Source organism: Massilia sp. TWP1-3-3 (assembly GCF_049897805.1).
In the GTDB taxonomy this organism is placed as follows: Bacteria; Pseudomonadota; Gammaproteobacteria; order Burkholderiales; family Burkholderiaceae_D; genus Telluria_A.
Genome location: NZ_JAFCWX010000008.1, coordinates 219,565 through 232,542, shown reverse-complemented (window position 1 = coordinate 232,542; position 12,978 = coordinate 219,565). Strand labels below are relative to the sequence as shown.

The window sequence follows — 12,978 nt, the reverse complement described above, 5'->3', positions numbered from 1 at the left end:
ACGCGCCCCTGCTCACAAGCGCAGTTTGCCCTGGATGAACGCGACCATGTCCGCCACCGGTACCGCCGTGGCCTCGGTGTCGCGCCGTCCCTGGTATTCAAGATTGCCTTCCTTCAGGCCTCGCTCGCCAATCACGACCCGGTGCGGCACGCCGATCAGTTCCCAGTCGGCGAACATGGCGCCCGGGCGCAGGCCGCGGTCGTCGACGATCACGTCCACGCCCGCTGCCTGCAGGGCTGCGTACAAGGCTTCCACTTCGGTCTTGACCATCTCGCTGCGGTCCATGCCCATCGGGCACAGCACCACTTCAAAAGGTGCGATCGCGGCCGGCCAGATGATGCCCTTGTCGTCGAAGTTCTGTTCGATCGCCGCGCCCAAAATGCGCGTCACGCCAATCCCGTAGCAACCCATTTGCAGCGGTGCGGGCTTGCCGTTTTCGTCAAGAAAAGTCGCCTTCATGCTTTCCGAGTAGGACGTCCCGAGCTGGAACACGTGGCCCACTTCGATGCCCCGTTCAATCGCCAGCACGCCCTTGCCGTCCGGCGAAGCGTCGCCTTCGATCACGTTGCGCAGGTCGGCCACGACTGGTTCGGGTATGTCGCGGCCCCAGTTGGCGCCCGTGTAATGAAAGCCTTCTTCGTTGGCGCCGCAGACAAAGTCGGCCATGTTGGCAACCGTGCGGTCGGCAACGATGGTGACGGGCGTCCTGGTGCCGATCGGCCCCAGGTAGCCGGGAATGGAACCGTAGCACGCGAGGATTTCCGCTTCGGTGGCGAAACGGTGGTTCGCCAGGCCAGGCACTTTGCCGACCTTGACTTCGTTCAGTTCATGGTCGCCGCGGATGAGCAGCATCCAGTTTTCCAGGACGGGCTTGCCGGCTACTTCCTTCTCGACCGTCAGCGCGATGGTCTTGACCGTTTGGCTCAGCGGCAGCTTGAGAAAGTCGGCCACCGACTCGCACTTGGTGGCGCCGGGCGTGGCGGTTTTGGTCAGCGCGTTGCCGGCCGGGGCGCGCACGGCGGCCAGCGGCATCGCTTCGGCCGCTTCCATGTTGGCCGCGTAGTCGGACGTCGGGCAGTAGACGATGGCGTCTTCGCCGGTGCTGGCGATGACGTGGAATTCATGCGAGCCGGAGCCGCCGATGGCGCCGTTGTCGGCCGCCACCGCGCGAAACTTCAGGCCGAAGCGGTTGAAAATGGCGGTATAGGCGTCGAACATGACCTTGTACGACGCTTTCAAGCCTTCTTCGTTGCGGTCGAACGAGTAAGCGTCCTTCATAGTGAATTCGCGTCCGCGCATCAGGCCAAAGCGCGGCCGGCGCTCGTCGCGGAACTTGGTCTGGATATGGTAAAAATTGAGCGGCAGCTGGCGGTACGACTTGATTTCGGAGCGCACCACGTCGGTGATGACTTCTTCGGACGTGGGCTGGATCGCATATTCACGGCCGTGGCGGTCTTTCACGCGCATCAGTTCCGGGCCCATTTTTTCCCAGCGGCCGGTCTCTTGCCACAACTCGGCAGGCTGCACCAGCGGCATCAGCAATTCGATACCGTTCGCCTTGTTCATTTCGTCGCGGATGATCGCTTCGACCTTGCGGATGACGCGCAAGCCGGTCGGCATATACGTATAGATGCCCGAACCGAGGCGCTTGATCATGCCGGCACGCATCATCAGCTGATGGCTGACAATTTCGGCGTCGGAAGGCGCTTCTTTTAAAGTTGAAATAAAAAAACGTGAGGCGCGCATATCGGTGAATTCTTTTTAAAAAGAGAGGGTTATAATCAACCTAATTTTAAAGGATTAGCTGGCTGATGCGTCCAATCTTTATACAAATGGGCCCGTTTCACGTGTTTCCCGCCGTTTTCGTACCCCGAAAACCTGGTGGGGAACAGAATTTGTGGGTAAATATGTAAGAAGGCGCACTCCCGGCAGAAAGTTTCGAGGTGCACTATGCTCGACCGTGAAGGGTTTCGGCCCAACGTCGGCATCATCCTGCTTAACGCCAATAACGAGGTGTGGTGGGGCAAGCGGGTGCGCGAGCACTCGTGGCAATTCCCGCAAGGGGGCATTAAATACGGTGAAACGCCTGAGCAGGCGATGTATCGCGAACTCGAGGAGGAAATTGGATTACGTCAGGAGCACGTCAAGATTGTAGGCCGCACCCGGGATTGGCTGCGCTATGAAGTACCTGATCATTTTATCAAGCGTGAGATTCGCGGGCATTATCGTGGCCAAAAGCAGATCTGGTTTTTGCTGCGCATGTGCGCGCGCGACAACGACGTCAATCTGCGCCTGACCGACCATCCGGAGTTTGACGCCTGGCGCTGGCATGATTACTGGGTGCCGCTGGACGTGGTCATCGAGTTCAAGCGGGATGTGTACCAGCGCGCGCTGCAGGAATTGTCGCGCTTTTTGACGTGGCCGGCCAGTGGCGGGCATACGCAGGAACGGCGCCATACGGCGCGCTACCTACGCCAGCCGCACGCGCCGCGCAGCAGCCAGGCGCCGGTGGTGCTGGCCGAGGACAGCGGTTGCGAGCAGGAGCCGCAGCAGCTGGTGCTGGTGCCGACCAAAGAGTAATCAAGCAATTGTAGGGGCTCCGTGCCCCGCGGAAAAAGGCGAAGCCTGCATTGTTCCATGAGTCCCCGGCGGCTCGTGGCGGAATGCAGGCTTCGCCTTTTTCCGCCCTACGTTCGACACCGGGGAACAATCCGCCCATGCTCGCACCACTTCCCGCCACGTGCGTTCTGCGAAGAAGTCATGTAGGGCGGATAAGGGCGCAGCCCGCAATCCGCCTTGAGTCGTCGGCGGCTCATGGCGGATTGCAGGCTTCGCCTTTATCCGCCCTACGTTCGACACCGGGGAACAATCTGCCCATGCTCGCACCATGTCCCGCCACGTGCGTTCTGCGAAGAAGTCATGTAGGGCGGATAAGGGCACAGCCCGCAATCCGCCATGAGTCGTCGGCGGCCCGTGGCGGAATGCAGGCTTCGCCTTTTTCCGCCCTACGTTCGACACCGGGGAACAATCCGCCCATGCTCGCTGCGAAGAAGTCATGTAGGGCGGATAAGGGCACAGCCCGCAATCGGCCATGAGTCGTCGGCAGCTTCGACACACGGGTACAATACGCCCATGTTCACACCCTCATCCCACGACGTGCGGCGCTTCTTCTGCGAAGCGTTCCGCAAACAGCGCTCGGGCGACATCCTGACCCCGATGGACGCCATCGCGGCCGACTGGATCGTCCAGCACCCCGAATACGCCGACGCCCTGACCGATATCGACGCCGCCATCGCGCGCGACTATTCCGTCGACGGCGGCCAGGCCAATCCCTTTCTGCACCTGTCGATGCACCTGTCGATCGCCGAGCAGGTCTCGATCGACCAGCCGCCCGGCATCCGCGCCGCGTGCACCGCCCTCACCGCCCGCCTGGGCGAACACGACGCCCACCACCAGATCATGGAATGCCTGGGCGAGATGATCTGGAAGTCGCAGCGCGACGGCGCCCCTCCCGACGCCGCAGCCTACGTCGACTGTGTGCGCAAGCGGGCCGGTTAGCACTGCGCGCGCCACATGCAAAAATCCTTCCGGGCCGGCTGGTTCAGCCGGCGGGAAGGATTCAGGGGCAGCGCGAGGAAGATAAACTTAACGCTCGATCATTAACGCTTGAACATCAACGCTTGATCACGAGCTCCGACGGCAAGCTTTGCAGATAGGCGGCGATGTTGGCCATGTCGGCATTCGACAAGGGCTTGACCTGGCCCATCATGATCGCGTTGTTGCGCCCGTTAGGACCATCGCCACGCTTGTAAGCCCTGAGCGCGTGCTCGATGTACTCGGCATGTTGACCGGCAAGCTTGGGATAGCTCGGGTCGATCGGCTTGTTGAAATCGGCGCCATGACAGGCCGCGCAATTGAGTTCCTTGACTTTTTCCTGGCCCTTGGCGACGTTGCCGCCAGCAAAGGCGCTCATCGACACGGCGCCGCAGAACAGGGCGATCATCAGTTTTTTCATGGCTCTGTCCTTATTTCTTTTGCTGGGAGTAGTACGCAGCAGCGTCGGCGATTTCCTGGTCGGACATCGACGCGGCAACGCCGTGCATCGTCGGGTGCTTGCGGTCGCCTTTTTTGTAGGCGTTCAGCGCGTTTTCGATGTACTTGGCAGACTGACCGCCCAGCATCGGTACCGGATAAACTTCAGGGAAAGTTGCTTTGTAACCGGGAATGCCGTGGCAGCCGATACATTGTTCAACTTTAGCGGCCTTGGCGTTACCAACCGTATCCGCAGCCGCGGAGAAGTTGGCGACACCGGCGAGCACGAGAAGTGCGAAGAATTTTTTCATGGTGGCGATGGTAAGAGGTAGTCGGTACCGTACGTGCAAAATTGATACTTCTTGCACTATCAGCCTGCGAGTTTAACTGAATTAGCAAACCTCGTCCATCAATGCAGCCTGCGCAGCAACATCAAGCGAGCCGGGATCGCTTACTTTAACAACGGCGTAACGCGCGTCTTGAGGATGTTGTACTGGGCGTCGACCATTGGCCCATTGGGATCGTGGCCGGTCAGCGGCAGCAAGAAAAACGCTTTCTTCGGCGCCTTGATGGCGTCAAAGTAGCGCTTTGCCACCTCCGGCGTGGTAGTCAGGTCTTGCTCGCCGACGATCATGAACACCGGCATCCGGAACTCGGTACCCAGCTTGTACAGGTCGAGGGTGGCATGCATGCCGTCGCCCTTCATGCCCACATACTGGATCCACGAATAATCTTCGCCGCTTTCGTACTCGGCCTGCATTTTTTCAGATGCATAGGCCGGCGCAAGGCTCCACCAGGCCTTGGGCGCGGGCGTGGTCGTCTTCGCTTCGTATCCGCGCGAAATTTTCCTGAACTGGCCCGGGCTGCGCGGAGCGAGCCATGGCGGCGCGCCCAACGCTTCAAGTGCGGCGATGGTCGCAGCGTCGTTGGCGGCGCGGGCAAGGGCCATCAATTTGCGATAGCTGTCGGCTTCGTTCTCGCGCCCGTTCACCAGTTGCCCGGTGCTGAGGTAGGCGCCGAACAGCTCGGGCCGCGACTTGGCCATATGCACCGACAGTGCCGAACCCCACGATCCTCCCATCAAGATCAATTTCTTGGCCTTCAGGTGGCGGGCGACAAAGGCAGCCACTTCGGTGCCGTCGTTGGCCAGGCCGGCGATGCTCAGCGTTCCCTCTGCGGTGGCAGGATTGCGGGTGAAAGTGCGCCCCGCGCCGCGCTGGTCCCATTGCACGATGGTGAAGTCCTTTTCCCAAGCCACGTAAGGCAGCGCGCCGAACACCGTGTTCGGATTGCCCGGCCCGCCGTGCACCATCAGGATCACGGGATTGGTGCAGTCGGCACCCTTGATCGTCACCCATTGTTCGATACCGCCGATCTTGACGTAGCCTTCTTCATTGATCTGCTGGCCGGCCTTGCAGGGAAGCGGCGCGTCGGCAATGCTCTGGACAGACTGCGACGATGCCTGGAGGGGCGCTGCGGCAATCAGGGATGCAAACAACACGGTGGCGCGTATATTCATGAGGGGGATCGATGGCAGTGGGTTGATCAAGGGGTGCTACGGATGGACCATTGAACATGGTACGGCCCGCTAAGCAATCGAGCAAGGTTAATACTCTAACATTAAAGCTCGAAGTGCCCACAAAACGAGATGCCGCTTTTCCGTCCACGCGATGTCATTAGTGTGCGCACTCGGGTTCAGGGCGCCGGCGAGCCTGCACTTCCCGTTCTGCCGTATACTCCGATTAACTTCACTTTGACCATACACGCCCATGCAAGCACCGCACAACAAGGCTCACCGTTTCCAGGGTTCGGACAGCTACGTCGCCACAGCCGACCTGAAACTGGCGGTCAACGCCGCCCTCACGCTCCAGCGTCCGCTGCTGATCAAGGGCGAGCCGGGCACCGGCAAGACCATGCTGGCCGAAGAAGTGGCGCAGGCGCTCGACATGCCGCTGATGCAGTGGCATATCAAGTCCACCACCAAGGCCCAGCAAGGCCTGTACGAATATGACGCCGTCTCGCGCCTGCGCGACTCGCAGCTTGGCGACGAGCGCGTTCGCGACATCAACAATTACATCGTCAAGGGCGTGCTGTGGCAAGCCTTTACGGCGCCGGAACCGGTGGTGCTCCTGATTGACGAAATCGACAAGGCAGACATCGAGTTCCCCAACGACCTGCTGCGCGAACTTGACCGCATGGAGTTCTACGTCTACGAGACGCGCGAGATGGTCGTCGCCACCCACCGTCCGCTGGTGATCATCACCTCCAACAACGAGAAGGAACTGCCCGACGCCTTCCTGCGCCGCTGCTTTTTCCACTACATCAAATTCCCGGACAAGGATACGATGGAGCAGATCGTCAAGGTCCACTTCCCGACCCTTAAGCAGGAACTGCTGGCCACCGCATTGCAAAGCTTTTACGAAGTGCGCGACGTGCCTGGCCTGAAGAAAAAACCGTCCACTTCCGAGTTTCTCGACTGGTTAAAACTGCTGCTGGCCGAAGACATCCCGGCCGAAGCGCTGCGCAGCAAGGACGCCAAGGCCATCGTGCCGCCGCTGCACGGGGCGCTCCTCAAGAACGAGCAGGACGTGCACCTGTTCGAACGCCTGATCGCCATGCAACGGGCGAACCGCTGATGATCCAGGTCGCACCATTGCGGCTCGAGTTCAACGGCGTGCGCCTCGAACCGCTCTCGATGGCGCACGCCGACGGCCTGCGCGCGGCCGCCGGCGACGGCGAGCTGTGGAAGCTGCGCACCACGTCGATGCCCGAGCCGCAGGACGTTGAGCACGACATCGCCAGCGCGCTGGCCACGCCGAACCGGCTCGCTTTCGCGGTGCTCGACGTCGCCAGCGGGGCCGTCATGGGCACCACCAGCTACCACGACATCGTGCCTGAAGTGGACCGCGTGGAAATTGGCTGGACCTGGTACGCCAAGAGCCGCCAGCGCAGCCATGTCAACACCAGCTGCAAGCTGCTGCTGCTCTCGCACGCCTTCGACACGCTCGGCTGCGCCGTGGTGGGACTGCGCACCGACAACTTCAATCTCCACTCGCAGGCCGCCATCGAGCGCCTGGGCGCCAAAAAAGACGGCGTGCTGCGCCACCACCACCTGCGCCGCGACGGCACCGTGCGCGACACGGTCATGTATAGCATCCTGCGCGGCGAGTGGCCGGAAATCAAAGCACACCTGCATTACAAGCTGCAGTACACGCTGCAAAGGAACTAACGTGCTGATTGATTTTTTCTTTTCGCTCAAGGACGCCAAGATCCCGGTCACGATCAAGGAGTTCCTGACCCTGCTCGAAGCGATGCAGCAGGAAGTGATCGCGCCATCGATGGACGACTTTTACTATCTGTCGCGCCTCACGCTGGTCAAGGACGAAGCCCACTTCGACAAGTTCGACCGCGCCTTTGCCCAGTACTTCAAGGGCATCAACGCGGCGTTCGAAACGGGCACCGGCATTCCAATGGACTGGCTGATCAAGCGCATGGAGCGCGAGCTGTCGGCCGAACAAAAAGCCCAGCTTGAAAAATTCGGCTACGACAAGCTGATGGAGCGCCTGAACGAACTGCTCAAGGAGCAGAAGGAACGCCACGAAGGCGGCAGCAAGTGGATCGGTACCGGCGGCACTTCGCCGTTCGGCAATGGCGGCACCAACCCGGAAGGCATCCGCATCGGCGGCGCCGGCGGCAACCGGACCGCCGTCAAGGTGTGGGAGCAGCGCGCCTACAAGGATTACGACGCCGACCGCGAACTGGGCACGCGCAACATCAAGGTCGCGCTGCGGCGCCTGCGCAAATTCGCGCGCCAGGGCGCCGAGGACGAATTCGCGCTCGACGCCACCATCCGCGCCACCGCCAGCAACGCCGGCTACCTCGACATCAAGATGCAGCCCGAGCGCAAGAACAAGATCAAGGTGCTGATGCTGCTCGACGTAGGCGGTTCGATGGACGACCATATCGAGCGCACCGAAGAGCTGTTCTCGGCGGCCAAGACGGAATTCAAGAACATGGAGTTTTTCTACTTCCATAACTGCGTCTACGACTACCTCTGGAAGAACAACCGGCGCCGCACGGCCGAGCGCTTTCCGACCTGGGACATCTTGCGCAAGTACCCGGCCGACACCAAGCTCATTTTTGTCGGCGACGCGACCATGAGTCCTTATGAAGTGCTGGCCCCCGGCGGCTCGGTCGAATACAACAACGAGGAAGCCGGCGCCGAATGGCTGGCCCGCTTTTGCCACGCCTTCCCCAAATTCACCTGGCTCAATCCTGAGCCGGAAGGCGTCTGGCAGTATCGCCAGTCGATCTCCGTGATCAGGCAAATCATGAACAACCGGATGTTTCCGCTTACCATCGATGGGCTGGAACGCGCCATGCGCCTGCTGAGTAAATAAGGACTTTCCTCGGGATTCCCGCCATGTGGAATCGTGCGCGGGAGATCGGGTTGTAGAATCGGGCACGCAATGCCGCGTGCGATCTACCCGATCTACCACCGAGGACCTCATGCCCGATTTGCTGACGATTCTGACCGACCTGTCGTGGCCCGTGGCGATCTGCATCGCCTGGATCGCGGGAGAAATCGGCCAGCGCCTGACAAGCCTGCCGCGCATCAGTTTTTACGGCGTCACCGGCTTTGCGCTGGCGGCCCCGCAGATTGGCGTGCTGCCGCCCTCCGGCGCGGGGCCGATATTGTTTTTGGCGGACGTGGCCTTTGGCCTGATCCTGTTCGAGCTCGGTTACCGCATCAACCTGCGCTGGCTGCGCACCAACCCCTGGCTGGGAGCCGCTTCCCTGGCCGAAGCGCTGGCCACTTTTGTCGCCATCTACCTGGTCGCCAGCGCCTTCGACACCTCGTCGATGACGGCGCTGATGCTCGCCTCGCTGGGCATGTCGACCTCGCCCGCCACCGTCGTGCGCGTCATTAACGAAAGCCGCAGTTCGGGCCAGGTGACCGAACGGGTGCTGCACCTGTCGGCGCTCAACTGCGTGATGGCGGTGTTCACCTTCAACGTCATTGTCGGATTCTGGATTTTCAAGAGCTCGGCCGACATTGGCGATGCCACCTTGAGCAGTCTGGTTGCGCTGCTGCTGTCGGGCGCCATCGGCGCCGCGTTCGGCGTGGCCGTGCCGGCGTTGCTGCGCGCCCTGGGCAATCTGTCCGAGGACGCCACGGTGGGCTTTGCGCTGGCCGTGATCTTGCTGGTGTCAGTGTGCTACGCGGCGCAGCTCTCGCCGGTGGTGTCCACGCTCGCGTTCGGGCTGACGGCGCGCCACAGGCGGGTGGCGTTTGGCCAGGCGCAGCGCAATTTTGGACCGTTGGGCGAACTGCTCACGGTGCTGCTGTTCGTGTTCGCCGCCTCCACGCTGGACTGGCGCACCGTGGCCGACGGCATAACGCTGGCGCTGGCGCTGGTACTGGTGCGATTGCTGACCAAGACCGCCGGCGTGACGGCGTTTTCGCACCTGTCGGGCATTTCGTGGCGCAAGGGTGCGCTGACCGGGATAGGGCTGGCGCCGGTGTCGGTATTTGTGATCCTGCTGCTCGAGCACACACGCTTGCGCGGCGTGAACCTGGCCGAGGAATTGCGCGCCATGGCCGGCGTGACCTTGCTGCTTGAAGTGTTCGGCCCGATCCTGATCCAGCGCGCGCTGGTGTGGGCCAAAGAAACGCCGGTGAAGAGCTGACATGCCGCTCGAACCATTCGCCCAGTCGCAGGCGCTCACCTTTGGCGTGGAGCTCGAGCTGCAGCTGGTGAACCTGTCGGACTTCAACCTGACGGCCGCCAGCCCCGACCTGCTGCACCTGTTGGCGCGCAAACCCTTTCCCGGCAACGTAACGCCGGAAATCGCCGAGAGCATGATCGAAATTAATTCGAGCGTGCACACCCACCACCTGCCGCTGCTGGCCGAACTGATCGAGATCCGCGACATCCTGGTGGCGGCCGGCGACCAGCTTAATATCGGCCTGTCGGGCGGCGGCACGCATCCGTTTCAGCATTGGTCGGAACAAAAGATCTTTGAAAAGCCGCGCTTTCGGGAACTGTCGGCGCTGTACGGCTATCTGGCCAAGCAGTTCACCGTGTTTGGCCAGCACGTGCACATTGGGTGCGCCTCGGGCGACGACGCCATGTTCCTGCTGCATTCGCTCAGCCGCTACATTCCGCATTTTATTGCGCTGTCGGCGTCGTCGCCCTTCGTGCAGGGGCATGACAGTCATTTCGATTCGGCGCGTTTGAATTCAGTCTTTGCTTTTCCGATGAGCGGGCGCGCGCCGTTCATGCTGACCTGGGACGAATTTGCCAATGCGTACTTTGCCAAGATGGAGGCCACCGGGATCATCAAGAGCATGAAGGATTTTTACTGGGATATCCGGCCCAAGCCGGAGTACGGCACCATCGAGCTGCGCGTGTGCGACACGCCGCTGACGGTGGAACGGGCGGCGGCGCTGGCGGGATACTTGCAGGCGCTGTGCCGCCACCTGCTGGAGCGGCGCGAAGAGGCGCCGGTGGAGGACGACTACCTGGTGTACAACTTCAACCGCTTCCAGGCGTGCCGGTTCGGGCTCGATGGATCGATCACGCATCCCAAGACGTACGAGACGACGTCGCTGCGGGACGATATTCTGGCGTCGCTGGAGCGGATGGAGCCGCACGGCGAGGCGCTGGGGAGCTTGGCGGCGTTACGGCATTTGTCGGCCGCGGCGCAGGGGTCGAGCGACGCGAGTTACCTGCGCATGGAGTATGCGGCGCATGGCAGCGCGGAGGCGATGGTGGATGCGGCGATCAGGCGCTTCAGGGGGAGCGGTGATTGAAGGGGCGATCGGTGGGAATACTATGCACTTCCACGGGCCGTAGGGCGGAAAAGGGCTTGCCCGCATTCCGCCATGCGTCTCGACGGCGCTTGACGCAAAAGGAGGCCGCCCAGCGCCTCCGGCCTTGTTCGACCTGGGCGTTGGCCAAGCCGATTGCAGCATCGGCCTTTTACAGCCGGGTTTCCCGCGCAGCCCGCAAAAACCGGTCCAAAATTGGCGTGCAATCGAGCAAATCCACGCCGCCCGCGCGGTGAAACTCCGGGTGCCACTGCAACCCCATCACAAAGTTCGCCCGCTGATACCGGATCGCTTCAATGATCCCGTCCGGGTCCGACACCGCCTCCACCACAATATCGCGCCCCAGATCCTTGACCGCCTGGTGGTGAATCGAATTGACAACCGGCCGCGCCCCCTTCGGAAACATCTGGCTGAGCGACGACCCCTCGGGAAACACGATCGCATGCCGATGCGCATCGTAATCCGAATGCACGTGCGCCAGCGCCTCAGGCACGTTGGTCGCCACATCCTGGTACAGGCTGCCGCCGAACGCCACATTGATCAGCTGGCAGCCACGGCAAATCCCCAGCACCGGTTTGCCCGCATCCACAAACTCATGCAGCAACTCCAGCTCATACAGGTCGCGCGCCCGGTCGCCATTCCACTCGGGCCTGGTCGGCGCCTCGGAATAGGTCTGCGGCGACACATCCGCCCCTCCCTGCAGCACCAGTCCGTCCAGATGGCGCGCGTAATGGCGCAAGGTGATGTTGCTGGGATGTAGAAGACCGCTGGTATTAACCGTCGGCACCATGAACACCAGCACGTCGCGCGACATCACCCACTGGGCGATCGATTCTTCAAGATATTGCAGATTTTTGCTGCGCAAACCCGTGGAACCAGGCTCCGGATGAAAAATGCGGGCAGAGACCCCGATGCGCAGCGTGCGGCGCAGAAAATCGCGTCCGATCTTGTCGCGCATCGCACGCCAGCGCGAACTGACGATGCGCCGGGCCAACGACAGTGGCGTGTCGTTGACCTTGAGATAGCGCGGCGGCGCATCGGCCGCGCGCCGGTCCGGAACGCGGGTGGCATGCGGCAGACCGTCTTTTTCGGTCGGCGGTCCGCGCCGGTCGGGCTTGTCATAATCGGGCATCCGTCAAATATAGCCCGATGTGCCCGTCGCACGATTCAAAGATGTAACAAAAAGGTTCCAGTGCAGCGTCACAGGGGAAACGACAGCAGCCTTTTGAGCGTGGCGACGATGTGGCGGTCGGCAACCGGTTTGTCGAGGATGCCGCGCACCCCCGCCGCCTTGGCCCGCTGGCTGTGATAGTGAAAGGCGCCGCCCACCAGCAGCACAATGGCGATGCGCTCGCCGCTGCGCTGGGTCTTGATGGCGCCGGCCAGGCCGTACGGATCGATCCCGGGCGTCGAGGTATTGATGAACACCACCGACACCGGCGTTTCCTCGCACAGCCGCACGGCGGTGGCGGCAGTATCGGTCCACTCGACGGCGATCGACTCGCCGATCAGCGTGGCCATGTGGTCGCGCAGCGCCCCGCTCTTGTCGATGATCAGCACGGCGCCCTTGATGGGCGCCTTGCGCCGCCTGGCGTACTCGTCCGGATCGGTGATGTCCAGGTCCAGCCGCGGCTGGCGCCGCCGCTCGGTGATGAAAGGCAGGCCGCGCGCGGTCAACTGCGCCTGCGCCTCGGCCCGGCGCTGCAGCAGCTCGCCCAGCACGGCGAACAGGCGCGGCAACTCGAGCGGGCGCGCCAGGCGCGGATACGGAAAATCGAGCACCGCATCGCCCACCACCAGCGCCGGTTCGAGCGCGGTGGGCGGCATGGCCATCAGGCGCGCCAGCGCCTTGATGTCGTCGCCGTTGGCGATCGTCAGGTCGGGGTCTTGCAAACTGTCTTCAAGCAGGCAAAAATAGCCCGGCCCGTCGACCGGCGCCTTGGCCAGGATATTGGCCAGGCGTGGTCTTTCCTCCGGGCAGAACCCGGTCAGGCGTATGGCAAAAGGGTATTTATGCATACATTTATGGCAACCCGGGGAAGAATTCACACGTCCGACACACTGTGCGTACGAATCTAACCACAATTGGCAGCGCTGGCAAGCAGTGATTC

General features: G+C 61.9%; 13 protein-coding genes. 7 read left to right on the top strand and 6 right to left on the bottom strand.

The features are described from left to right. Positions 1–12 precede the first annotated feature (12 nt). Positions 13–1,746, bottom strand: coding sequence for a proline--tRNA ligase (locus ACP7D4_RS10600; protein ID WP_426209007.1), 1,734 nt, complete (start codon positions 1,744–1,746; stop codon positions 13–15). Between the two features lie 204 nt (positions 1,747–1,950). On the opposite strand from ACP7D4_RS10600, the gene ACP7D4_RS10595 reads away from it, so the two are divergent. Both ACP7D4_RS10595 and ACP7D4_RS10590 read left to right on the top strand, forming a co-directional pair. Beyond that, entirely contained in the window at positions 1,951–2,580 is a 630-nt protein-coding gene (locus ACP7D4_RS10595; protein WP_426104211.1) for an RNA pyrophosphohydrolase, read from the top strand. 552 nt (positions 2,581–3,132) lie between these two features. Further along, positions 3,133–3,558, top strand: coding sequence for a DUF1841 family protein (locus ACP7D4_RS10590; protein ID WP_426104210.1), 426 nt, complete (start codon positions 3,133–3,135; stop codon positions 3,556–3,558). A 115-nt stretch (positions 3,559–3,673) separates the two neighbouring features. Here ACP7D4_RS10590 and ACP7D4_RS10585 read toward each other — a convergent pair whose 3' ends face one another. The 3 genes from ACP7D4_RS10585 to ACP7D4_RS10575 form a co-directional block, all read right to left on the bottom strand. Beyond that, positions 3,674–4,015 carry a c-type cytochrome gene (locus ACP7D4_RS10585; RefSeq protein ID WP_426104208.1) on the bottom strand — a complete coding sequence of 114 codons (342 nt, stop codon included), beginning with the start codon at positions 4,013–4,015 and terminating at the stop codon, positions 3,674–3,676. 10 nt (positions 4,016–4,025) lie between these two features. Beyond that, on the bottom strand, positions 4,026–4,343 hold the full coding sequence (locus ACP7D4_RS10580) for a c-type cytochrome (RefSeq protein ID WP_426104206.1): 318 nt from the start codon (positions 4,341–4,343) through the stop codon (positions 4,026–4,028). 140 nt (positions 4,344–4,483) lie between these two features. Then, positions 4,484–5,551: an alpha/beta hydrolase gene (locus tag ACP7D4_RS10575; RefSeq protein WP_426209006.1), complete on the bottom strand. Its 1,068-nt coding sequence runs from the start codon at positions 5,549–5,551 to the stop codon at positions 4,484–4,486. A 250-nt stretch (positions 5,552–5,801) separates the two neighbouring features. Here ACP7D4_RS10575 and ACP7D4_RS10570 point away from each other — a divergent pair, with 250 nt between their 5' ends. From ACP7D4_RS10570 to ACP7D4_RS10550, 5 genes are all read left to right on the top strand, one after another. Next, entirely contained in the window at positions 5,802–6,668 is an 867-nt protein-coding gene (locus tag ACP7D4_RS10570) for an AAA family ATPase (protein WP_426104202.1), read from the top strand. Next, positions 6,668–7,261, top strand: coding sequence for a GNAT family N-acetyltransferase (locus ACP7D4_RS10565; RefSeq protein WP_426209005.1), 594 nt, complete (start codon positions 6,668–6,670; stop codon positions 7,259–7,261). The genes ACP7D4_RS10570 and ACP7D4_RS10565 overlap by 1 nt, the downstream gene beginning before the upstream one ends. Position 7,262: 1 nt before the next feature. Then, positions 7,263–8,432 (top strand): vWA domain-containing protein, encoded by a 1,170-nt coding sequence (locus ACP7D4_RS10560; RefSeq protein ID WP_426209003.1) that lies wholly within the window; start codon positions 7,263–7,265, stop codon positions 8,430–8,432. Between the two features lie 109 nt (positions 8,433–8,541). Beyond that, positions 8,542–9,723, top strand: a complete 1,182-nt coding sequence (locus tag ACP7D4_RS10555; protein ID WP_426209002.1) for a cation:proton antiporter — start codon at positions 8,542–8,544, stop codon at positions 9,721–9,723. Between the two features lies 1 nt (position 9,724). Further along, the gene (locus tag ACP7D4_RS10550) at positions 9,725–10,849 is read left to right on the top strand and encodes a YbdK family carboxylate-amine ligase (protein WP_426104196.1); all 1,125 of its coding nucleotides are present in this window, start codon (positions 9,725–9,727) and stop codon (positions 10,847–10,849) included. Positions 10,850–11,018: 169 nt separating this feature from the next. On the opposite strand, the gene ACP7D4_RS10545 is transcribed toward ACP7D4_RS10550, so the two are convergent. After that, complete coding sequence (locus tag ACP7D4_RS10545; protein WP_426104194.1) at positions 11,019–11,999, bottom strand: gamma-glutamyl-gamma-aminobutyrate hydrolase family protein; 981 nt, start codon at positions 11,997–11,999, stop codon at positions 11,019–11,021. 68 nt (positions 12,000–12,067) lie between these two features. Then, positions 12,068–12,886, bottom strand: a complete 819-nt coding sequence (locus ACP7D4_RS10540) for a response regulator (RefSeq protein WP_426104192.1) — start codon at positions 12,884–12,886, stop codon at positions 12,068–12,070. Positions 12,887–12,978: the final 92 nt, after the last annotated feature.